The sequence below is a fragment of the Metapseudomonas phytobenefica genome, from assembly GCF_043392685.1.
Classification (GTDB): domain Bacteria; phylum Pseudomonadota; class Gammaproteobacteria; order Pseudomonadales; family Pseudomonadaceae; genus Metapseudomonas.
The window spans coordinates 71,832-93,300 of sequence record NZ_JBHZGM010000021.1 but is presented as its reverse complement, the minus strand read 5'-3'; the positions used below and the strand labels follow the sequence as shown (position 1 = coordinate 93,300).

The window sequence follows — 21,469 nt, the reverse complement described above, 5'->3', positions numbered from 1 at the left end:
GACATGCAACAGCTCACGCAAACATAGCCGATTCATTCGCCAAGCAGGCCGAAGGCATGCCAGCAGGGTTGAAAGGGGCAGCTACGCTGCCTTTGGCCAATGAATTCACCCGTACCACGAGAAGTCCGTACCGCAGGTGGATTCGTCGCTCGAGCCCTAATGCGGCATCCCGTTGAGCACCAGCAACAGCGCGGCGGTTTCGGCGTCGGGCTGGCCGTCGAACAGCCGCTGGCGGTACTTCATCTGGAAGGCGGCGATGACGTTGCGGGTTTCCTTGTCCAGCACGCCGGTCTGCGGCGTGGTGTAACCCTGGCGCGCCAGCTGCTGCTGGAACCAGCCGACGGTGGGCAGGGCCATGGCAAAGCGTGCCTGCTGGCGGGCCACCGCGCTGGCGTCCGGCCAGGGCACCAGGCCAGCGTCGGCCAGGCGTTTCCAGGGGAACAGCGGGCCCGGGTCGACCTTGCGCTGGGGAGCGATGTCGCTGTGACCGATGATGCTGCCGGGGGGCAGGTTGTGGCGCTGGACGATGTCCTTGAGGAGCAGGATCAGGGCGTCGATCTGCTCGTCGCTGAAAGGCTGGTAGACGCGGCCACCCGGGGCTTCGCGATAGCCATCGTTGACCAGCTCGATGCCGATGGTGCTGGCGTTCAGCCAGGTGCGGCCCTGCCATTCGCTTTCCCCGGCATGCCAGGCGCGGCGGGTTTCGTCCACCAGGCGGTAGATCTTCGCCGGGTGGTCGCCGATCAGGTAATGGCTGCTGACGCCGTCGCGGGTCAGCAGGCGCAGGGAACTCTGCATATCGGTGGAGGTGTAGTGCAGCACCACGTACTGCACGCGGCTGCTCTGGCTCACCGAGCGATGGCTGTCGTCGATTTGCAGCCCGCCGGCGCAACCGCCCAGCAGCAGCAAGGCGAGGCTTAGAACGAAGGACTTCATGGGGTCAGGTGCAGGATGCTTTGCAGGTTGTCGAGCAGCATGTCGATGCTGAGCATGATCAGCAGCATGCCGGTCAGGCGTTCCACGGCCATCAGCCCGCGATCGCCGAGGAAGCGCTGGAGAAAGGCGGCCTGCAGCAGGATCAGGGCGGTGCAGGCCCAGGCCAGGATCACCGCCACATAGAGCTCCCAGAGCTCGCCCTGGTGGGTGTTGCGCAGGGTCATCAGCACGGCGAGGGCCGACGGACCGGCCACGGCCGGGGTGGCCAGGGGCACCAGCATCGGCTCGCCGCCGGGCAGGTCGCCGAGCACGCCTTCCGGACGCGGGAAGATCAGGCGCAGGGCGATGATGAAAAGGATGATCCCGCCGGCGATGGCGATGGACTCGCGGGACAGGCCCAGCCCGCTGAGGATCTTGTCACCGAAGGTGAGGAACAAGAGGAGCAGGGCGAGGGCGAACAGCAACTCGCGCAGCGCCACCTTGAGACGGCGCTCGGGGGCCACGCCCTTGAGGGCGGCGATAAAGATGGCGATGTTGCCGAAGGGATCGGTGACCAGAAAGATCAAGACGGCAATGCCGAGGATTTCCATGGGTTGCTCCCCTGAACCAATGGGCAGAAGTGTAATGGGCCGCTGCGCTGGCGTCTGCGCGCAGCTCCCGGGGTGGAGGGTGAAGCTGTTGCGAAATCTTCCCCGGAGGCTGCCCCGGGAGAAAAAGGGCGCGGATTATAGCCCACTGCCACCGCGGGTTATCGGACATGGGGCCTGTCGGCGGGGATGAACGGCAAGGTGAAAAAGACTGCCGCGGGTAATGTTGTAGGTAAGGGAAGTCCCCGCCGAGGAAGACCGCCATGCGCCGCGCGCTGCTCTGGTTGAAGCAGGATCTCAGGCTCGACGATCACCCGGCGCTCCAAACAGGGCTCCAGGCGGAGCGCCTGTTGCCACTCTATGTCTTCAATCCCGACCTGCTGCGTCCCTCGCCCTTCGGCACGCGCCGGCTCGGCGTGCATCGCGCGCGTTTCCTGCTGGAAAGCCTGGCGGCGCTGGATGCGGGCCTGCGCCAGCATGGCTCGCGGTTGATGGTGGTGCAGGGCCGCGCCGAACTGGTGATTCCCACCCTGGTGGAGCACCTGGGCCTGGATGAAGTGCTGACCCTGGAAGAGATGGCGCCCTACGAGCGCGATGAGCTGCGCCGGGTGCGCCAGGCGCTGGAGGTGCCGCTGACCGAGCTGCCGGGCAACAACCTGCTGCGCGAGGAAGAGCTGCCCCGTCCACTGACCGAGCTGCCCTCGGTCTTCAATCAGTTCCGCGATCTGCTGGAATCTCGCCTGCATGTCTTCCAGCCGCGCCCCGCCCCCCAAAGCCTGCCTCCGCTGCCCAGTGGTGCGGCCAGCCTGATGGAGCCGCTGCCGACCTTGTCCCGCCTGGGCCTTGGCGAACCCCAGGGGGTGCCGGCCACCGCCTTTCCGTTTTCCGGCGGCGAACCGGCGGCCCTGGCGCGGCTGCGCGATTACCTGTGGGAAACCCAGGGCGTGCATCAGTACCAGGAATCGCGCAACGGCATGATCGGCAGCGAGTATTCGTCCAAGCTGTCGCCCTGGCTGGCCAATGGCAGCCTGTCGCCACGCCGCGTGGCCGCCGAGCTGCACCGCCTGGAGGGACAGCACGGCCGCAACAAGTCCACCGAGCAATTGCGGATGGAGCTGCTCTGGCGCGAGTTCTTCCGCTGGACGATGCTGCGCTACGGCAATGCCCTGTTCCGCGCCGATGGCCTGAAAGCCACCGCACAGGCCGCGAAAAACCTCGATGAGCGCTACCTGCACTGGTGCAACGGACGCACCGGCATGCCGCTGGTGGACGCCAACATGCGCGAGCTGATGGCGACCGGCTGGATGTCCAGTCGTGGTCGCCAGATAGTCGCCGCCTACCTGGTCAACGACCTGCAGCAGGACTGGCGCTACGGCGCGGCCTGGTTCGAAGAACACCTGCTGGACTACGACCCGGCGAGCAACTGGGGCAACTGGGCCTACCTCGCCGGCGTCGCCAGCGACCCGCAACGCGCTAGGGCCTTCAACGCCCTGCGCCAGGCCCGCCAGTACGATCCGCAAGCGACCTACGTCAGCCTCTGGCTACCGGAGCTGCGCGGCCTGCCGATTGAACAGCGGCACACGCCGTTCATGCTCAGCGAACCGCAGTTCGCCGGGCTCGACTATCCGCGCCTGGAGCACATTCCGGAAAACTGGAAGCCTTATATCTCCAGCGCGGCCTGACCCTGCGCGCCGGTTTCGCCGCGTCCGGACGGCGGCTGCGCCAGCACGACGCGATTGCGCCCCTGATGCTTGGCCCGATAGAGCGCCTGGTCGGCACGCTGGAAGACGGCGTCACCGGGCTCACCGGGCACCAGGCTGGCCAGCCCGGCAGAGAGGGTGATGGACACCCGCTCGCCCTTGAAGTGGAAGGGGCAGGCTTCGATGGCCGCACGCAGGTCTTCCAGCAATCGCTCGCCGCCCTCCACGGGGGTGGAAGGCAGCAGCAGGACGAACTCCTCGCCGCCGAAGCGGGCAATGAAGTCGGTCTTGCGCAGGCGCCGGCTGAGCTCGCCGGCGATGATCTTCAACACCTTGTCGCCGGCCAGGTGGCCGAAGCCGTCGTTGATGCGCTTGAAGTGGTCGATGTCGATCACCGCCAGCAGCAGGTCGCCGCCGTAGCGCTGCTGCCGGGCCTGTTCGAGCTCCAGGCGCTCGTTCCAGGCGGCGCGGTTGGGCAGGCCGGTCAGGGGGTCCTGCAGGGCCTTCTGGCGCTGGGCCTCGAGGTTGTCGTGGAAAGCCCTGGCTTCGTCTTCCATGTTCGCCACCCGGGCCATCAGCGCCTGCAGGCGCTGGTTCACTTCCTGTTCGCGAGCCGAGCGCTGCTGCTGGTAGCGGTCCATGGTGTCGAGCAGACCGTCGAGGCGGTGTTCCAGGCTCTGCTTCAGATGCTCCAGGTCGGTGGCGTCCTGCACGCTGGCCTGCAGGCCGCTGACCTGTTCGCGCAGCTGCTGGTCCAGGGCGCGGGCGCTGTCCAGCGACTCGGCATAGCCTTCCTGGGCGGCGCCGAGGTGTTCGAGAAACTGCGCCAGGCGCTGGTTGAGCTGTTTCAGGTAGCCGGCGAACTCGCGGTGGCCAGTGTCGGTCACCGCCAGCACCAGCACGCGGAAGTCATCCAGCACCGGCACCAGTTCGTACCAGTTGAGCCCGCCCTCCAGGCGCTGGCGCAGCATCGCGGCCTGGGGCTGGTGATGTTCCGGCAGGTCCAGCTCATCGAGCAATGAACGCAGGCTGTCGGCCACGTGGGGCGCGATGGCGCTGTAGCCGGGCTCCGGCATGGCCGGCAGGGCGTACTCGGGGTCGCCCTCCCCGATCAGGATGGCGGCGGCCAGCGGCAGGCTGTCGAGGGTGCTGTTGTGCGCCGGGGCAGCCGCGGCGGGCTCGATGGAGGCCGGCAGCGGGCGGGGGGAAGCAGCTTCGGCTTCGCTCGGCGGTCGCTGATCAGCGGGCTCGGGCAGGGCCTCTGCCGGAGGAGCGGCTTCGCCCGCCGGGGAAGGCTGTTCGTCTTGCGGAGTGGCAGGCGCGGTGTCGGCCGAAGGCGCGTCGCGCCCGCTGCCGAGCAGGCGCTGCAGCAGACCGGGCCTGGCGACCGCCGTGTCTTCACCGACCAGCGCCTGTAGCGCCTGGCCCTGGAGCATGCCTAGCTCGGCCAGCACGGCCGGCAGCTCACGGGACTGGCGCGCACGTTCATCAATGCGCTTGGCGAACTGCTTGAGACCCTTGCGCACTTCACGCGGCAGGTCGAGGGCGAGCAGGCGGCTGGTGATGCCGGTCAGGGCGCTGACGTTCTGTTCCACACGCTGCTGGCGGCGTTGCTCGGAGTCCAGCACGGCCTTTTCCAGGCGCGGAATCAGGGCCGCGAGGCCGGCGTCCATCTGCTCGCCGCGGATGATTTCGCGCAGCTCCTGCATGCACTGGTCGACCGCCTTGTCGGAGCCCTCGGCCGCCAGGGAGCTGCGCACCAGGCCACGACGCAGCAGGTCGAGACGGGCATCCCAGCGCTTTTCCAGCTTTTCCTGTTCTTCGAGGCTTTCCAGGTATTTGCTTTTCCAGCGCTGGGCGTCGTCGCTCATGCAGGGATTCCGCGCTTGGGTTGGCTGAGGGCCAGGGGTAGGTCGGCCTGCAGTTCGGCCGGCAGGCGGATGTCCACGGCCACGGGCAGGTGGTCGGATATGGGCTGGCTGAGCACCGCCACCCGCTCCAGGGTCAGGCTGGGGCTGAGCAGGATGTGGTCGAGGCAGCGCTGCGGCCGCCAACTGGGGAAGGTCGCTTCGACCTGAGGGGCGAGGAGGCCGAGGTCGCGCAGGGGCGAGCGCTCCAGCAGGTCGTTGGCGTGGGTGTTCATGTCACCCATCAGCACCAGGTGGCGATAACCGGCCACCAGCTCACGGATGTAGGCCAGCTGACGAGTGCGGGTACGGGCGCCGAGGGACAGGTGCATCATCACCACGGCAAGAGCCCCGGGGCCCTTGCCGAAGCGCATCAGGATCGCGCCGCGACCGGGTGGCCCCGGCAGCGGATGGTCTTCCAGCAGGCTGGGTTGCAGGCGGCTGAGCAGGCCGTTGCTGTGCTGGGCGATGCGCCCGAGATTGCGATTGAGTTGCTGGTACCAGTAAGGAAAGTCGCCAAGCTGGGCGAGGTGTTCGACCTGGTTGACGAAGCCGGAGCGGATGCTGCCGCCATCAGCTTCCTGCAGGGCGACCAGGTCATAGTCGCCGAGCAGGCTGCCGATGCGCTGGAGGTTTCCGGCGCGGCCCGTGTGCGGCAGCAGGTGCTGCCAGCCACGGGTCAGGTAGTGATGGTAACGCTCGGTGCTGATGCCGACCTGGATGTTGAAGCTGAGCAAGCGCAGGCGGCCATCGGCAGGCAGCCCACCCTTGTCGCAATGGGGGTTCACCCGTGCATCGCACGAGCTCGCCGCCCGCTCACCCACCCAGCGTCGCAGCATAGGGCGAATGCGCCGCTTACTTCGCGGCGCGCTCCTTCTCGATCAGGTGATCGGCGACCTTGAGGGTCTGCTCCGGGCCGCCCGAGGAGCTGATGTCGAAACGGTACTTGCCATTGACCACCAGGACTGGAACGCCGGTGATCTGGTAGGCCATGGCCAGCTTCTTGGCTTTCTCCATCTGGCCCTTCACGGCAAAGGAGTTGTAGGCCTTGAGGAAGGCGTCCTTGTCCACGCCCTGGGTGGCGAGGAACTCGGCCATTTCCTCCGGGGTAGCCAGCTTCTTGCCTTCCTTGTGGATGGCATCGAACACCGCTTTGTGCACCTGATGCTCGACCTTCATGCTTTCGAGGGTGATGAACAGCTGGCCGTGGACGTTCCACAAACCGCCGAACATCGCGGGAATACGCACGAAATTCACGTCTTCCGGCAGCTTCTCGGCCCAGGGGTTGAGGGTCGGTTCAAACTGATAGCAGTGCGGGCAGCCGTACCAGAACAACTCCACCACTTCGATCTTGCCGGGCACGGATACCGGAACCGGGCTGCTCAGCTCGACGTACTGCTTGCCGGCCACGATGTCGTCAGCCTGGACGGCGCTCATGCCCAGCAGGCTGGCGCCAGCAAGAACGGCGGAAAGAATCAGGTTACGCATGCTTCACTCCTTGAGGGGTAATGGGGCCGCGAGGGCCATGATTCGACCTGCGGCTACACAGCGGGTTCCGGCCATTGTAGCGGGCCGCAGAACGAAAAAGGGTGGCCGAGGCCACCCTTGTTCAGATTCCAGACCACGGGCCTTAGTGCAGGCCCTGGATGTAGCTGGAAACCGCTTCGATATCCTTGTTGCTCAGCTTGGCCGCGATGCTGCGCATGACCATGCTGTCGCCATCGTTGGTACGGGTGCCTTCGCGGAAATCGGTCAGCTGCTTGGCCACGTATTGGGCATGCTGGCCACCCAGGTGCGGGAAGCCGGCAGCCGCGTTGCCGGAGCCGTCGGGAGCGTGGCAGCCGGTGCAGGCCGGCATGCCCTGATCCAGCTTGCCGCCACGGAAGAGGGCTTCGCCAGCGGCGACCACTTTCGGGTCGGCGGCGCCGACGCTGCCCTTCTGGCTGGAGAAGTAGGCGGCGATGTCGGCCATGTCCTGCTCGCTGAGGTTGTTCAGCAGGCCGGTCATTTCCAGCACGGTACGGTTACCGTCCTTGATGTCCTTCATCTGCTTGAGCAGGTAGCGCTCGCCCTGGCCTGCCAGTTTCGGGAAGTTCGGGGCGGCACTGTTGCCATCCGGACCGTGGCAGGCGCCACAAACAGCGGCCTTGGCCTGGCCAGCCTGGGCGTCGCCAGCGGCGTGGGCCATGCCGGTGATGCCCAGGGTCAACAGCAGACTCACGATTACTTTGTTCATCAGCTAATCCAACTACGGCTAAAGGGTGAAGGTGTTATGCGCCGGGCTACTTTATTGGCTCATCCACTGGATGACGGCCTTGTAGTCCTCGGCACTGCAATCCATGCACAGGCCTTTCGGCGGCATGGCGTTCAAACCATTGGTGACGCTCTGCACCAGAGTGTCCATGCCCTTGGCCAGTCGCGGTTCCCAGGCAGCCTTGTCGCCTTTTTTCGGCGCCATCGGCAGCTGACCAGAGTGACAGGCACCACAGGCCCTGTTGAAAACCGCTTCCGGGTCCTGAGCCGCCTGAGCGGCGAAGGACAGCGCCGCAAGGCTAGCGACGAGCAGTACTTTCTTCATGATCAACCTCATCGGAGGGCATTGCCGCGCATTCTTACGTGCGTCGGTCGTTGCCGTGGACACCAGACCCTGGGGGATAAAGCGCACACTAAATCCGCGGCATTATATACTGGCGATGCATAAACGGAAACGAAACCGCCCTATGCGACACCACGTCGCACCCCTGGATTCCCCATGTCATTGAAGAACCCCATTCTTGGTCTGTGCCAACAGGCCCGCTTCCTCATCAGTGCCGCCAAGGTCGACCAGTGCCCGCCGGACAGCGGCCTGGAAGTGGCCTTCGCCGGACGCTCCAACGCCGGCAAGTCGAGCGCGCTGAACACCCTGACCCACGCGAACCTGGCGCGCACCTCGAAGACGCCGGGCCGCACTCAGCTGCTGAATTTCTTCTCCCTCGACGAAGAGCGTCGCCTGGTGGACCTGCCCGGTTACGGCTATGCCAAGGTGCCGATCCCCCTCAAGCAGCACTGGCAGCACCACCTGGAGGCCTACCTCAGCAGCCGCGAAAGCCTCGCCGGCCTGGTGCTGCTGATGGACATCCGCCACCCGCTCACCGACTTCGACCGCCTGATGCTGGACTGGTCCAGCGCCGGCAACATGCCCATGCATATCCTGCTGACCAAGGCCGACAAGCTGGCCTTCGGCGCGGCGAAGAACGCCCTGCTCAAGGTGCGCCAGGAAATCCGCAAGGGCTGGGGCGAGGGCGTGAGCATCCAGCTGTTCTCCGCGCCCAAGCGCCAGGGCGTCGAGGAAGCCCATGCGGTGCTGGCGCACTGGCTGCAGCTGGATCAGGAAGAAGACGAGGCCGAGCAAGCCTGAACTCCGGACAAAAAAAACCCCGGACTTCGTATGGGGAGGGGGAAGTTCGGGGTCTAAGTCTGAACCGCTAGGGCGGGGTTCAGATATCTGCCAACACTAAACACAGCAAAAGGAGCATCGAAAGGCTTCACCAGCCATTCAAGTCTGTGACTCCCGCGCTTTGCAAAAAGTTCAGAGCCTTTCTGAAAACACTTTGCTATCAAAAAAATCTGCTTATTCGATTCAAGACTAAACATCTGTTTCAGCCGCGAAACAGATACCCTCCCCGAAGGCGCACTCAGTGCGCCTCATCCCAGTTGTCACCCACGCCCACTTCCACCACCAGCGGCACATCCAGTTCGGCGGCGCCGCCCATGAGCGTACGAATCTGCCCGGATACCTGGTCCACCAGGTCCTCGCGTATTTCCAGCACCAGTTCGTCGTGCACCTGGAGGATGACGCGGACGTCCAGGCCGCTCTCCTGCAGCCACTTATCCACAGCCACCATGGCGCGCTTCATGATGTCGGCCGCGGTGCCCTGCATGGGCGCGTTGATCGCCGTGCGCTCGGCGCCCTTGCGCATGGCCTGGTTCTTCGAGTGGATTTCCGGCAGGTACAGGCGGCGGCCGAACAGGGTTTCGACAAAGCCCTGCTGCGCCGCCTGCTCGCGGGTGCGCTCCATGTAGGCCAGCACGCCGGGATAGCGGGCGAAGTAGCGGTCGATGTAGGCCTGGGCTTCCTTGCGCTCGACGCCGATCTGCTTGGCCAGGCCGAAGGCGCTCATGCCGTAGATCAGACCGAAGTTGATTGCCTTGGCGCTGCGGCGCTGGTTCGGAGTGACCTCGTCCAGCGGCACGCCGAACACCTCGGAAGCAGTGGCACGGTGCACGTCGCGGTCATGGCGGAAGGCATCCAGCAGGCCTTCGTCCTTGGCCAGGTGGGCCATGATGCGCAACTCGATCTGCGAATAGTCCGCCGCCAGCAGCTTGTAGCCCTTTGGCGCGACGAAGGCCTGGCGGATGCGCCGGCCCTCGGCGGTGCGAATCGGGATGTTCTGCAGGTTCGGGTCGCTGGACGACAGCCGCCCGGTAGCCGCCACCGCCTGGTGGTAGGAGGTGTGGATGCGCCCGGTGCGCGGGTTGATCTGCTCCGGCAGCTTGTCGGTATAGGTACTCTTGAGCTTGCTCAGGGTGCGGTACTGCATGATCACCTTGGGCAGTTCGTAATCCTGCTCGGCGAGTTCGGCGAGCACGTTCTCGGCGGTGGAAGGCTGGCCGGTGGCGGTCTTGGCCAGCACCGGCAGGCCGAGCTTTTCATAGAGGATGGCGCCGAGCTGCTTGGGCGAGCCGAGGTTGAACTCCTGCCCGGCCAGCTCGAAGGCCTGGCGCTCCAGCGCCACCATCTTCTCGCCCAGCTCCAGGCTCTGCTGGCCCAGCAGCGTGCCGTCGACATAGGCACCATTGCGCTCGATGCGGGCCAGGACCGGTACCAAGGGCATTTCGATTTCGCGCAGGACCCTGGCCAGGGAGGGAATGGCTTCCAGCTTCTGCCACAGGGTCTGGTGCAGGCGCAGGGTGATGTCCGCATCCTCGGCGGCATAGGGGCCGGCCTGTTCGATGGCGATCTGGTCGAAGGTCAGCTGCTTCGCGCCCTTGCCGGCGATGTCCTCGAATCGGATGGTGCTGTGCCCCAGGTACTTGAGGGACAGGCTGTCCATGTCATGACGGGTGGCCGTAGCGTCCAGCACATAGGATTCGAGCATGGTGTCGAAGGCGATGCCTTGCACGGCGATGGGCGTGGTGGCATTGGCCAGGACGTTCATGTCGTACTTGGCATGCTGGCCGACCTTGGCTTTGTCCGGGTCTTCCAGCAGCGGCTTGAGGGCCTTGAGCACGGCGTCGCGGTCGAGTTGTGCCGGTACGCCCATATAGCTGTGGGCCAGGGGCACGTAGGCGGCTTCACCGGCTTGCACGGCGAAGGACACGCCCACCACCTGCGCCTGCTGGGCGTCGATGCTGGTGGTTTCGGTGTCGAAGGCGAACAGCGGGGCGGCTTCCAGCTTTTTCAGCCAGGCGTCGAACTGCGCCTGCTCCAGGATGATCTCGTAGCGCGCCTCGGCCTTGGCCGGTGCAGCTTCAGCGAGTTCCAGCTGCTCGCCGCCAGCCTTGGCCTGGCGCTGCAGCTCGTCCAGCCAGGTCTTGAATTCCAGGGTGCGATACAGCTCGGCCAGGGCCTCGCGGTCCGGTTCGCCGGGGTGCAGGGAATCGATCTCGACGTTCAGCTCGACGTCGCACTTGATGGTCGCCAGCTTGTAGGACAGGTAGGCCATGTCCTTGTGCTCTTCGAGCTTGGCCGGCAGAGTCTTGGCGCCGCGAATCGGCAGGCTGGGCACCTTGTCCAGGTTGGCATAGAGGACATCCAGGCCGCCGCCCACGCCGGTGAGCAGGCCGAGGGCGGTCTTCTCGCCGACGCCGGGCACGCCGGGAATGTTGTCCACCTTGTCTCCCATCAGCGCCAGGTAGTCGATGATGAGTTCAGGACCGACACCGAATTTCTCCTTCACGCCATCCACGTCCAGCGTGCTACCGGTCATGGTGTTGACCAGCGTAATGTGCCCGTCGACCAGTTGCGCCATGTCCTTGTCGCCGGTGGAGATCACCACCGGACGCCCGCCCGCCGCACTCTGCCGGGCCAGGGTGCCGATCACGTCGTCGGCCTCCACGCCCTCCACGCAGAGCAGCGGCAGCCCGAGTGCGCGCACGCTGGCATGCAAGGGTTCCACCTGCACGCGCAGTTCATCCGGCATCGAGGGGCGATTGGCCTTGTACTCGGCGAACATTTCATCGCGGAAGGTGCCGCCCTTGGCGTCGAAGACCACCGCGAAGGGGCTGTCCGGGAACTGCCGGCGCAGGCTCTTGAGCATGTTCAGCACACCTTTGACCGCGCCCGTGGGCAGGCCGGCCGAGGTGGTCAGCGGCGGCAGGGCATGGAAGGCGCGGTACAGGTAGGAGGATCCGTCCACCAGGACGAGAGGGGCTTGGCTCATGCGTGAAATCAACCTTTATTCACCGGACCCGAAGTAGAATGGACCGATCATTGACGAAAAGGGACAAGGTTACCATGCGCGCACTGAACCGCCTTTTGCTGGCCAGCCTGCTGGCTATCGCTCCGGTTGCCACCTTCGCCGCAGAGGAGCCGTCCGCCGAGCCGGACGTAACCATCCGCCAGGAGGGCGACAAAACCATCCAGGAATACCGCGTCAACGGTTTCCTCTACGCCATCAAGGTGACCCCCAAGGGTGGCAAGCCGTACTTCTTGGTCCGCGCCGACGGCGAAAGCAATTTCGTCCGCTCGGACTATCCCGACATGCTCATCCCGGCCTGGGAAATCTTCAGCTGGTAGCGCACACGCAACCCCGTAACAAGGTAGTCCAATGTCTGTATTCACTCCCCTTGAACGCTCGGAACTGGAAGCTTTCCTCGCCCCCTACGGGCTGGGCCGGCTGAGGGATTTCCAGGGCATCGCCGAAGGCTCCGAGAACAGCAACTTCTTCGTCAGCCTGGAAGAGGGTGAATACGTACTGACCCTGGTGGAGCGCGGCCCGGTCCACGACCTGCCGTTCTTCATCGAACTGCTGGACGTGCTCCACGACGCGGACCTGCCGGTCCCTTTCGCGCTGCGCACCGGAAGCGGCGAAGCCCTGCGCGAACTGGCCGGCAAGCCGGCGCTGTTGCAGCCGCGCCTGGCAGGCAAGCATGTGCACCAGCCCAATGCCCACCACTGCGCCGAAGTCGGCACCCTGCTGGCGCGCCTGCACCTGGCCACCCGCGAACGAGTGCTGGAGCGCAAGAGCGATCGCGGCCTGGACTGGATGCTCGCTGAAGGTCCGGCGCTGGCCCTGCAACTGGACGAAACCGCCCTGCCGCTGCTGCGTGACGCACTGAAGGAAATCGGCGCGGTGAAGGCGCGCTTCCTCGCCCTGCCGCGCGCCAACCTGCACGCCGACCTGTTCAAGGACAATGTCCTGTTTGATGGCACGCACCTGTCCGGCGTGATCGACTTCTACAACGCCTGCTCCGGGCCGATGCTCTATGACCTGGCCATCTGCCTGAACGACTGGTGTTCGGACGCCGACGGCCGCCTCGACCACCCGCTCGCCTGTGCCCTGCTCGGCGCCTACGCCGCGCTGCGCCCCTTCACCGCCGCCGAAGCCGAACTCTGGCCGACCGCCCTGCGTATCGCCTGCGTACGCTTCTGGCTGTCGCGCCTGATCGCCGCCAATGCTTTCGCCGGGCAGGACGTGCTGATCCACGATCCCAATGTGTTCCAGTTGCGCCTGGCGCAGCGGCAGAAGATGGATGTGCCGCTGCCGTTTGCACTCTGATGCACACCTTGCTTCGCATGTCCGGTCGTTCGCCGGGGCAACGCATGCGTTGCCTTTCCCGGCTCACCCGCACTTGGAATAGCCGCAGTTGAGGCAGGTCGCGCAGCCATCCATCTGCACCACCGCCTGGGTATTGCACTTGCCGCAGAGCTGGGCGCCGGGCGGGAAGCCTTCGCCGGGTTCGGCGGTAGTGATGCCCTGGCTGGCCTCGTAGGCGGCACGCTTTTCCGCGAGGTAGAGCCGCTGTTCCTCGTCCAGCTTCTGGCCTTCCATCAGGCCGATGGCGACCAGGTGACGCTCCAGCACGGCGCCGATCTCGGCCACCAGCGACGGCATGTAGACGCCACCGCGCTTGAGGTAGCCGCCGCGCGGATCGAACACCGCCTTCAGCTCCTCAACCAGGAAGGTGCAGTCGCCGCCCTTGCGGAACACCGCCGACATGATGCGGGTGAGGGCGACGATCCACTGGAAGTGCTCCATGCCCTTGGAGTTGATGAAGATCTCGAAGGGCCGGCGCTGCTCGAAGGCGGTGCCGGGGTTGAGCACGATGTCGTTGATGGTCACGTAGAGCGCGTGCTCGAACAGCGGCGACTTGATCTTGTAGGTGGCGCCCACCAGGGTTTCCGGGCGCTGCAGGGTTTCGTCCATCTGCACCACTGCAGCCGCTTCCTCGGCGGCCTTGCGGGCCTTTTCCTGTTCCAGGTCCACCAGGCTGAAGCCCTTGATCTTCTTCTCGATCTTGATGGTCATGACCGCCTCCGGTCGTTCAGTACTTGCCGTAGTAGCCTTCCTTCAAGGCCTCGAACAGGTTGGCGGCGGTGTGTACCTCGCCGTCGTACTCCACCTCCTCGTTGCCGCGCAGCTCCACCAGGGTGCCGTCCTCCAGCTCGAAGCGGTAGACCGTCCGCTCCAGGTCCGCGTCCTTGACCAGCACGCCCTGGAAGGCCGCCGGATTGAAGCGGAAGGTGGTGCAGCCCTTGAGGCCCTGGCGCCAGGCACGCAGGTAGATGTCCTTGAAGTCCTCGAAGGGGAAATCGGTGGGCACATTGGCGGTCTTGGAGATGGACGAGTCGATCCACTTCTGCGCTGCCGCCTGCATGTCCACGTGCTCGGCCGGGCTGATGTCGTCGGCGCTGACGAAATAATCCGGCAACCGCTGCGCCGGGTGCTCGGCATCCGGCCGGGCCTGGCTGTTGAGCAGGGCGCGGTAGGCCAGCAGCTCATAGCTGCGCACTTCGATCTTCTCCTTGGTCTTGCGCCCGGGGCGGATCAGGTTGCGCGAGTACTGGTGGGCGAAACTCGGCTCGATGCCGTTGGAGGCGTTGTTCGCCAGGCTGAGGCTGATGGTGCCGGTGGGGGCGATGGAGCTGTGGTGGGTGAAGCGCGCCCCCACCTCGGCCAGCTCGGCCACCAGTTCCGGGGCGTACTCGGCGATGCGCTGCATGTAGCGGGAATAGCGGGCATGGAGGATGCGGCCGGGCACGCGGTCGCCCACCTTGTAACCGTCGTCGACCATTTCCGGGCGCTTGCGCAGCATGGCGGCGGTAACCTCATAGTCGCGCGCCAGAATGGGCGCCGGTCCCTTCTCCCGCGCCAGCTCCAGCGCCACCTGCCAGCCGGCCAGGGCCATTTCCCGCGTCACTTCCTCGGTGAACACACAGGCCTCGGTGCTGCCATAGCGCAAGCGCAGCAACGCCAGCGCCGAGCCCAGGCCGAGGAAGCCCATGCCGTGGCGGCGCTTGCCGAGGATTTCCTCGCGCTGCTGCGCCAGCGGCAGGCCATTGATTTCCACCACGTTGTCGAGCATGCGGGTGAATACCTGCACCACGGCACGGAAGCGCTCCCAGTCGAAATGCGCGTCCTCGGTGAATGGCTCTTCGACGAACGAGGTGAGGTTGATCGAGCCCAGCAGGCACGAGCCATAAGGTGGCAGTGGCTGCTCCCCGCACGGGTTGGTGGCGCGGATCGCCTCGCACCACCAGTTGTTGTTCAGCTCGTTGACGCGGTCGATGAGGATGAAGCCCGGCTCGGCGAAATCGTAGGTGGAGACCATGATCATGTCCCACAGGTGCCGGGCCTGGACGCGGCCGTAGACCTTGCAGGCCACCAGGCCGTCCTCGCGGGTGATGTAGCCCTCATGCACCGGCCAGTCACGCCAGATCACCTGGGTCGGGTCGCCGAAGTCGAGTTCCTCGCGCTCCTTGGGGTGTACCGGGAAGAGCAGCGGCCATTCGGTGTCGTTCTCCACCGCGTGCATGAAGGCATCGCTCACCAGCAGGCTGAGGTTGAACTGGCGCAGGCGGCCGTCCTCGCGCTTGGCGCGGATGAACTCGCGCACGTCCGGATGGCAGACGTCGAAGGTGCCCATCTGCGCGCCGCGGCGACCGCCGGCGGAGCTCACGGTGAAGCACATCTTGTCGTAGATATCCATGAAGGACAGCGGCCCGCTGGTCTGCGCGCCGGCCCCGGAAACATAAGCGCCATGAGGGCGCAGGGTACTGAATTCGTAGCCGATGCCGCAGCCGGCCTTGAGGGTGAGCCCGGCTTCATGGACCTTGCCGAGGATGTCGTCCATGGAGTCGAGGATGGTGCCGGAAACGGTGCAATTGATGGTGGAGGTGGCGGGCTTGATGTCCTGGGCGCCGGCGTTGGAAATGATGCGCCCGGCAGGGATGGCGCCGTTGCGCAGCGCCCAGAGGAAGCGTTCGTACCAGTGTTCGCGGGCCGCGGCGTCGGCCTCCACCTCCGACAGGGCGCGGGCCACGCGCTGCCAGGTGGCGTCGGGGGTGAGGTCGATCGGCGTACCGTCCCTGTGCTTGAGGCGGTACTTGCTGTCCCAGATGTCTTCCGACGCCGCCTGCAAGGCGATGCCGTGGTTACCCTGGACCTGCCTGGGGGTTCCCGTCCTGGCCATCCGCTGCCCTCCCTCGATGAAGAGTCCAGACTAGTCTGACCACGAATGCCGGCCGCTGATCCACATCAGGACGGCCCGCGGCCTCTCTCTCACATTAGCAGGCGACCCTTTCGACGCTGGCAGGATGCGCCGTGCGCACCACGCGGGCTCCAGTGCACACACCCTGCAGTCGAGATCAGAGAGCCTCCAGGCAGCCCGCCAGGCCGTTGCCCAGGTTCTGCAGCAGGGTCTCGTAGCCATTGGCAGCCAGCGGGGCGTTCATGCCCATGGCATCCAGTTCGGCCAGGCGTACCGGGAGTCCGGCGCTCAGGGTTTCGGCCAGGCGCGGACGCATCGGTGGCTCGCTGAACACGCAGCTCGGGCCAGCCGCCTGCAGCCGTTCGCGCATTGCGGCGACGTGGCGGGCACCGGGCTGGACTTCGCTGGCCACGCTGAATACCCCGGCATGGCGCAAACCGTAAGCGGCCTCGAAGTAGTCGAAGGCCTCGTGGAAGACGAAGAACGGCTTGTCGGCGACCTTGGCCATGCGTGCCTCGAGGGCGGCATCGAGCCGACCGAGGCGGCCCTGGAACGCCGTCAGATTGGCCCGGTAGCGGGCCGCATTGGCCGGGTCGGCGGCAGCCAGGTCGGCAGACATGCGCGCGGCAATCACCCGGGCATTGGCCGGCAGCAGCCAGAGGTGGGCGTCCAGGGAGCCGGGGCGATGGTCATGGTCGTGCTCGTGTTCGTCGTGCTCGGCCTCGTGCTCATCCTCGAGCGCCTGGAAATGGCGCAGGGTCATGCCGGGTTCGTCCTGCAAGGCCACGGCGGGCTTGTCGCGTCCTTTCAGCACGCGGGGCAGGAAGCCTTCGAGGTCGGGGCCGACCCAGTAGAACAGGTCGGCCTCGCGCACCCGGCGCACGTCGGAAGGGCGCAGGGCGTACTGGTGCGGCGAGGCTCCAGGGGGCAGCAGCACCTCCGGCTGGCCGGCGCCGTCCTGCACGGCGGCGGCGATCAGTTGCAACGGTTTGATGCTGGTCAGCAGGCGCACGTCGGCCTGGGCCGACAGGGCGCAGGCACCAAGGAACAGGGAGACGAATAGACGGAACACGGCACAGACTCGGCAGAAAAAGAGTTATAGAATAACGTCTCTTTCTCCGGACGTCGTCGCCATGCTCAAGCCGATCAGCGCAAAAGCCCCCCTGGCCTGCCGCCCCCACGATCACTCCCATTGCGTGTCCAACGCCCTGGCCGAGGCCGAAGTCATCTGCGGCCGCCAGGGCCTGCGCCTGACCGCCCTGCGCAAACGCGTGCTGGAGCTGGTGTGGCAGAGCCACAAGCCGCTGGGCGCCTACGACATCCTCGGTGTGCTGACCGAGGAAGATGGCCGCCGCGCGGCGCCACCCACCGTCTACCGCGCCCTGGATTTCCTCCTGGAAAACGGCCTGGTGCATCGCATCGCCTCGCTCAACGCCTTCGTCGGCTGCAACCATCCGGGCAAGTCCCACCAGGGCCAGTTCCTCATCTGCCGAAATTGCCAGACGGCCATCGAGCTGGAGCAATCGAACATCAGCCAGGCCATCGTCGACAGCGCGAAATCCGTCGGATTCACCGTCGAGGGCCAGACCGTCGAAGTCGTCGGCCTCTGCGCCAGCTGCCAGGTGGCCGCATGAGCGACGTACTGATTCGCCTCGAAAAGGTCGGCGTCGACTTTTCCGGGCAGCCGGTGCTGCAGGACGTGCACCTGTCCGTGAAGGCCGGGGAGATCGTCACCCTGATCGGCCCCAACGGCGCCGGCAAGACCACCCTGGTGCGCACCGTGCTCGGCCTGCTCAAGCCGGACAGGGGCGAGGTCTGGCGCAAGCCGCGGCTGCATATCGGCTACATGCCGCAGAAGCTCCAGGTGGATGCCACCCTGCCGCTCACCGTGTTGCGCTTCCTGCGCCTGGTGCCGGGCGTGGACCGCAAGGCGGCCCTCGCCGCGCTGGATGAAGTCGGCGCCGTACAGGTGATCGACAGCCCGCTGCAAAGCATTTCCGGCGGCGAATTGCAGCGCGTGCTGCTGGCCCGCGCCCTGCTGCGCGAACCCGAACTGCTGGTGCTCGACGAGCCGGTGCAGGGTGTCGATGTCGCTGGCCAAGCCGAGCTCTATCGCCTGATCACCCGCCTGCGCGACCGCCACGGCTGCGGCGTGCTGATGATTTCCCATGACCTGCACCTGGTGATGAGCGCCACCGACCAGGTGGTCTGCCTCAACCGCCACGTCTGTTGCTCCGGGCACCCGGAACAGGTCAGCGGCGACCCGGCCTTCGTCGAGCTGTTCGGCCAGGACGCCAGGAGCCTCGCGGTCTACCACCACCATCACGACCACGCCCACGACCTGCATGGCGAAGTGGTGAAGCAACCCTTCCCCAGCGGCACCCGTTTCACTCCCGTCCACCAGCACGGCCCCGACTGCAACCATGGCTGATTTCCTGCTCAACGCACTGCTCGCCGGCCTCGCCCTGGCCCTGGTGGCCGGCCCTCTCGGCTCCTTCGTGGTCTGGCGGCGCATGGCCTACTTTGGCGACACCCTGTCCCATGCCGCGCTGCTCGGCGTGGCCCTGGGGCTGATGCTGGACGTCAGCCCGACCCTGGCCGTGACCGTCGGCTGCGTACTGCTGGCAGTGCTGCTGGTGACCCTGCAGCAGCGCCAGCCACTGGCGTCGGACACCCTGTTGGGCATCCTCGCCCACAGCACCCTGTCCCTCGGCCTTGTGGCCCTGAGCTTCATGAGCGAAGTGCGTGTCGACCTGATGGGCTACCTGTTCGGCGACCTGCTGGCGGTCAGCCGCACCGACCTGGCCTGGATCCTCGGCGGTAGCGCCCTGGTGCTGCTGGTGCTGATCCCCATGTGGCGGCCGCTGCTGGCGATCACCGTGCACGAGGAACTGGCGCGGGTGGAGGGCCTGCCGGTGGCAGCGATCCGCCTCGCCCTGATGCTTTTGATCGCAGTGGTGATCGCCGTGGCGATGAAGATCGTCGGCGTGCTGCTGATCACCTCGCTGCTGATCATCCCGGCCGCCGCCGCCCAGCGCCACGCCCGCAGCCCCGAGCAGATGGCCCTGGGCGCCAGCCTGCTGGGCCTGGTGGCGGTCTGCGCGGGCCTGGCGCTGTCCTGGTTCAAGGACACCCCGGCCGGCCCGTCCATCGTGGTCTCCGCTGCCGGCCTGTTCCTCTGCAGCTTCGCCCTGCCGCGCCGCGCCTGAGACGCCTCTGGAAATGCCACCATCGCGGCCGTTTTGCCCCTGTTTTTTGTCCTGATCGGTACCGCAGTGTAGAATCGCGCGTTTTTTGAGCAATCAGAGACCTGCCGGAATGAAGTCGTTCGCCACTCGTTGCCTGCCCGTTGTCGCCTTTTCCCTGCTGCTGACCGCCTGTCAGACCGCCCAGCAAGTGGCCGAGGTACCGACTGACGATCTGGCCAGCAGCTTCCGGCATCTCGACAAGGACCTTGCCAAGGGCAGGCTCACCGAAGCCGAGGCCCGGCTCAAGGCGCTGGAAGAAATGGCCGCCGATGACACCCGCCTCGGGCAATACCAGCGCCAGCTGGCCGATGCCTGGCTCAAGCGCGGCCAGGACGCCCTGCAGCAAGGCGACCTGGACAACGCCGCCAGGGCCCTCAGCCACGCCCGCGGCCTGATGCCCCAGGCACCCGCCCTGACCGCGGGCCTGGACGGCACCCTCGACCAGGCCGGCCACACCGCCGGGGCCGCCACTGCCGGGGAAAATGCCGCACACCCGGTGCTCAGCCCGCGCCTGTGAACGTCACAGCCGGCGGCAGCTAGACTCCACGCAGTCCGCCTGTCGCTTATTCCCACCTGCTATAGCCATAGGCCCATAAAGATTTTCTGTGCCTATGTGCCAGCAGGTAAACTTGCCGGTTTTTAGCCGATCCGGCTAACGACGAACCCACAAGGTTTCCGCAGTGATCGAATTCCATAACGTCCACAAGGCGTACCGCGTCGAAGGCCGCGAAATCCCGGCCCTGCAGCCGACCGACCTCGCTATCCGGAGCGGCGAAGTGTTCGGCCTGATCGGCCACTCGGGCGCCGGCAAGAGCACCCTGCTGCGCCTGATCAACCGCCTTGAAGAACCCACCGGCGGTCGCATCGTCATCGATGGCGAAGACGTCACCGCCCTGGACAGCGAGGGCCTGCGCCGCTTCCGCCAGCGCGTCGGGATGATCTTCCAGCACTTCAACCTGCTGTCGTCCAAGACCGTCGCCGAGAACGTCGCCCTGCCGTTGAAACTGGCGGGCGAGCTGTCCCGCCCCGAGATCGAGCGCCGCGTCAGCGAACTGCTGGACCGCGTCGGCCTCAGCGACCACGCGCGCAAGTACCCGGCACAGCTTTCCGGCGGCCAGAAGCAGCGCGTCGGCATTGCCCGCGCCCTGGCCACCCAGCCGAAAATCCTGCTCTGCGACGAGGCCACCAGCGCCCTCGACCCGCAGACCACCGCGCAGGTGTTGCAACTGCTGGCCGAGATCAACCGCGAGCTGAAGCTCACCATCGTCCTGATCACCCACGAGATGGACGTGATCCGCCGGGTCTGCGACCGCGTGGCGGTGATGGATGGCGGCGTGATCGTCGAGCAGGGTGCGGTGGCCGATGTGTTCCTGCACCCGCAGCACGTCACCACCCAGCGTTTCGTGCTGGAGGATGAGCAGGTCGACGAGGGCGAGCAACGCGATGACTTCGCCCACGTCGACGGCCGCATCCTGCGCCTGACCTTCCGTGGCGAGGCCACCTACGCCCCGCTGCTGGGCACCGTAGCGCGCCAGACCGGCGTGGACTACAGCATCCTTGCCGGGCGCATCGACCGTATCAAGGACACCCCCTACGGCCAGCTCACCCTGGCCCTGACCGGCGGCGACATCGACGCCGCGCTTGGCTGTTTCCGCGAGGCGGACGTGCACCTGGAGATCCTGCGCTGATGGAAGCCCTGCTCGCCAATATCGACTGGTACGAAATCTGGCTCGCCACCCTCGATACCTTCCTCATGCTCGGTGGCTCGCTGCTGTTCACCGTGCTGCTCGGCCTGCCGCTGGGCGTGCTGCTGTTCCTCACCGGACCGCGCCAGCTGTTCGAACAGAAGGCGGTCTACGGCCTGCTGTCGCTGCTGGTGAACGTGCTGCGTTCGCTGCCCTTCATCATCCTGCTGATCGTGATGATCCCCTTCACCGTGTTCATCACCGGCACCTCCCTGGGGGTTGCCGGCGCCATCCCGCCGCTGGTGGTGGGCGCCACGCCGTTCTTCGCGCGCCTGGTGGAAACCGCCCTGCGCGAGGTGGACCGCGGCATCCTCGAAGCCACCCAGGCCATGGGCGCCACCACCGGCCAGATCATCTGGAACGCCCTGCTGCCGGAAGCCCGGCCGGGCATCTTCGCCGCCATCACCGTCACCGCCATCACCCTGGTGTCCTATACCGCGATGGCCGGCGTGGTGGGCGCGGGCGGCCTCGGCGACCTGGCCATCCGCTTCGGCTACCAGCGCTTCCAGACCGACGTGATGGTGGTCACCGTGGTCCTGCTGCTGGTGCTCGTCCAGATCCTGCAAACCGTCGGCGACAAGCTGGTGGTGCATTTTTCCCGTAAATGACCAGGCGCCGGCGCCCGTTGCGCCGGCCCGATGACTTCCCACAAGG

Annotated in this window: 21 protein-coding genes; 10 read left to right on the top strand and 11 right to left on the bottom strand. The window is 66.1% G+C overall.

The genetic code is table 11. From position 1 onward, the window contains the following. Positions 1 to 156: 156 nt before the first annotated feature. Positions 157 to 936: an N-acetylmuramoyl-L-alanine amidase gene (locus ACFW0B_RS17385; protein WP_449150255.1), complete on the bottom strand. Its 780-nt coding sequence runs from the start codon at positions 934 to 936 to the stop codon at positions 157 to 159. Beyond that, positions 933 to 1,526 carry a MarC family protein gene (locus ACFW0B_RS17380; RefSeq protein ID WP_449150254.1) on the bottom strand — a complete coding sequence of 198 codons (594 nt, stop codon included), beginning with the start codon at positions 1,524 to 1,526 and terminating at the stop codon, positions 933 to 935. The genes ACFW0B_RS17385 and ACFW0B_RS17380 overlap by 4 nt, the downstream gene beginning before the upstream one ends. Before the next feature lie 260 nt (positions 1,527 to 1,786). Between ACFW0B_RS17380 and ACFW0B_RS17375 the strand changes: the two genes are divergently transcribed. Continuing rightward, on the top strand, positions 1,787 to 3,205 hold the full coding sequence (locus ACFW0B_RS17375) for a DASH family cryptochrome (protein WP_449150253.1): 1,419 nt from the start codon (positions 1,787 to 1,789) through the stop codon (positions 3,203 to 3,205). Here ACFW0B_RS17375 and ACFW0B_RS17370 read toward each other — a convergent pair. From ACFW0B_RS17370 to ACFW0B_RS17350, 5 genes are all read right to left on the bottom strand, one after another. Next, entirely contained in the window at positions 3,184 to 5,094 is a 1,911-nt protein-coding gene (locus tag ACFW0B_RS17370; RefSeq protein WP_449150252.1) for a diguanylate cyclase, read from the bottom strand. The two genes, ACFW0B_RS17375 and ACFW0B_RS17370, sit on opposite strands and share 22 nt — an antisense overlap. Further along, positions 5,091 to 5,969: an endonuclease/exonuclease/phosphatase family protein gene (locus tag ACFW0B_RS17365; RefSeq protein ID WP_449150251.1), complete on the bottom strand. Its 879-nt coding sequence runs from the start codon at positions 5,967 to 5,969 to the stop codon at positions 5,091 to 5,093. The genes ACFW0B_RS17370 and ACFW0B_RS17365 overlap by 4 nt, the downstream gene beginning before the upstream one ends. Before the next feature lie 16 nt (positions 5,970 to 5,985). Continuing rightward, on the bottom strand, positions 5,986 to 6,618 hold the full coding sequence (locus tag ACFW0B_RS17360; protein ID WP_449150250.1) for a thiol:disulfide interchange protein DsbA/DsbL: 633 nt from the start codon (positions 6,616 to 6,618) through the stop codon (positions 5,986 to 5,988). 142 nt (positions 6,619 to 6,760) lie between these two features. After that, entirely contained in the window at positions 6,761 to 7,366 is a 606-nt protein-coding gene (locus tag ACFW0B_RS17355; RefSeq protein WP_449150249.1) for a c-type cytochrome, read from the bottom strand. A gap of 51 nt (positions 7,367 to 7,417) precedes the next feature. Beyond that, complete coding sequence (locus tag ACFW0B_RS17350) at positions 7,418 to 7,708, bottom strand: c-type cytochrome (RefSeq protein WP_151131138.1); 291 nt, start codon at positions 7,706 to 7,708, stop codon at positions 7,418 to 7,420. Positions 7,709 to 7,882: 174 nt separating this feature from the next. Between ACFW0B_RS17350 and yihA the strand changes: the two genes are divergently transcribed. After that, complete coding sequence (gene yihA / locus ACFW0B_RS17345; RefSeq protein WP_449150248.1) at positions 7,883 to 8,527, top strand: ribosome biogenesis GTP-binding protein YihA/YsxC; 645 nt, start codon at positions 7,883 to 7,885, stop codon at positions 8,525 to 8,527. Positions 8,528 to 8,804: 277 nt separating this feature from the next. Here the strand turns inward: yihA and polA are convergent, their stop codons facing one another. Further along, the gene (gene polA / locus ACFW0B_RS17340; RefSeq protein WP_449150247.1) at positions 8,805 to 11,552 is read right to left on the bottom strand and encodes a DNA polymerase I; all 2,748 of its coding nucleotides are present in this window, start codon (positions 11,550 to 11,552) and stop codon (positions 8,805 to 8,807) included. Positions 11,553 to 11,626: 74 nt separating this feature from the next. Here polA and ACFW0B_RS17335 point away from each other — a divergent pair, with 74 nt between their 5' ends. Together ACFW0B_RS17335 and ACFW0B_RS17330 are read left to right on the top strand one after the other, a co-directional pair. After that, the gene (locus ACFW0B_RS17335; RefSeq protein WP_449150246.1) at positions 11,627 to 11,908 is read left to right on the top strand and encodes a DUF2782 domain-containing protein; all 282 of its coding nucleotides are present in this window, start codon (positions 11,627 to 11,629) and stop codon (positions 11,906 to 11,908) included. Positions 11,909 to 11,939: 31 nt separating this feature from the next. Beyond that, positions 11,940 to 12,890: a homoserine kinase gene (locus ACFW0B_RS17330; protein WP_449150245.1), complete on the top strand. Its 951-nt coding sequence runs from the start codon at positions 11,940 to 11,942 to the stop codon at positions 12,888 to 12,890. Between the two features lie 63 nt (positions 12,891 to 12,953). On the opposite strand, the gene ACFW0B_RS17325 is transcribed toward ACFW0B_RS17330, so the two are convergent. From ACFW0B_RS17325 to ACFW0B_RS17315, 3 genes are all read right to left on the bottom strand, one after another. Continuing rightward, on the bottom strand, positions 12,954 to 13,640 hold the full coding sequence (locus ACFW0B_RS17325) for a TSCPD domain-containing protein (RefSeq protein ID WP_449150244.1): 687 nt from the start codon (positions 13,638 to 13,640) through the stop codon (positions 12,954 to 12,956). Positions 13,641 to 13,656: 16 nt separating this feature from the next. Further along, entirely contained in the window at positions 13,657 to 15,804 is a 2,148-nt protein-coding gene (locus ACFW0B_RS17320) for an adenosylcobalamin-dependent ribonucleoside-diphosphate reductase (RefSeq protein ID WP_449150243.1), read from the bottom strand. 175 nt (positions 15,805 to 15,979) lie between these two features. Continuing rightward, a complete protein-coding gene (locus ACFW0B_RS17315; protein WP_449150242.1) occupies positions 15,980 to 16,894 on the bottom strand; it encodes a zinc ABC transporter substrate-binding protein in 915 nt (304 codons plus the stop codon). A gap of 61 nt (positions 16,895 to 16,955) precedes the next feature. On the opposite strand from ACFW0B_RS17315, the gene ACFW0B_RS17310 reads away from it, so the two are divergent. The 6 genes from ACFW0B_RS17310 (at position 16,956) to ACFW0B_RS17285 (ending at position 21,423) form a co-directional block, all read left to right on the top strand. Then, positions 16,956 to 17,456: a Fur family transcriptional regulator gene (locus tag ACFW0B_RS17310; RefSeq protein WP_449150241.1), complete on the top strand. Its 501-nt coding sequence runs from the start codon at positions 16,956 to 16,958 to the stop codon at positions 17,454 to 17,456. Then, positions 17,453 to 18,253 (top strand): zinc ABC transporter ATP-binding protein ZnuC, encoded by an 801-nt coding sequence (gene znuC / locus ACFW0B_RS17305; protein WP_449150240.1) that lies wholly within the window; start codon positions 17,453 to 17,455, stop codon positions 18,251 to 18,253. Before ACFW0B_RS17310 ends, znuC begins: the two co-directional genes overlap by 4 nt. Continuing rightward, positions 18,246 to 19,031, top strand: a complete 786-nt coding sequence (gene znuB, locus ACFW0B_RS17300) for a zinc ABC transporter permease subunit ZnuB (RefSeq protein WP_449150239.1) — start codon at positions 18,246 to 18,248, stop codon at positions 19,029 to 19,031. The genes znuC and znuB overlap by 8 nt, the downstream gene beginning before the upstream one ends. Positions 19,032 to 19,140: 109 nt before the next feature. Beyond that, positions 19,141 to 19,587, top strand: a complete 447-nt coding sequence (locus ACFW0B_RS17295; RefSeq protein ID WP_449150238.1) for a hypothetical protein — start codon at positions 19,141 to 19,143, stop codon at positions 19,585 to 19,587. Positions 19,588 to 19,750: 163 nt separating this feature from the next. Beyond that, positions 19,751 to 20,758: a methionine ABC transporter ATP-binding protein gene (locus ACFW0B_RS17290; protein WP_449150237.1), complete on the top strand. Its 1,008-nt coding sequence runs from the start codon at positions 19,751 to 19,753 to the stop codon at positions 20,756 to 20,758. Beyond that, a complete protein-coding gene (locus tag ACFW0B_RS17285) occupies positions 20,758 to 21,423 on the top strand; it encodes a methionine ABC transporter permease (protein WP_449150236.1) in 666 nt (221 codons plus the stop codon). Before ACFW0B_RS17290 ends, ACFW0B_RS17285 begins: the two co-directional genes overlap by 1 nt. Positions 21,424 to 21,469 lie beyond the last annotated feature (46 nt).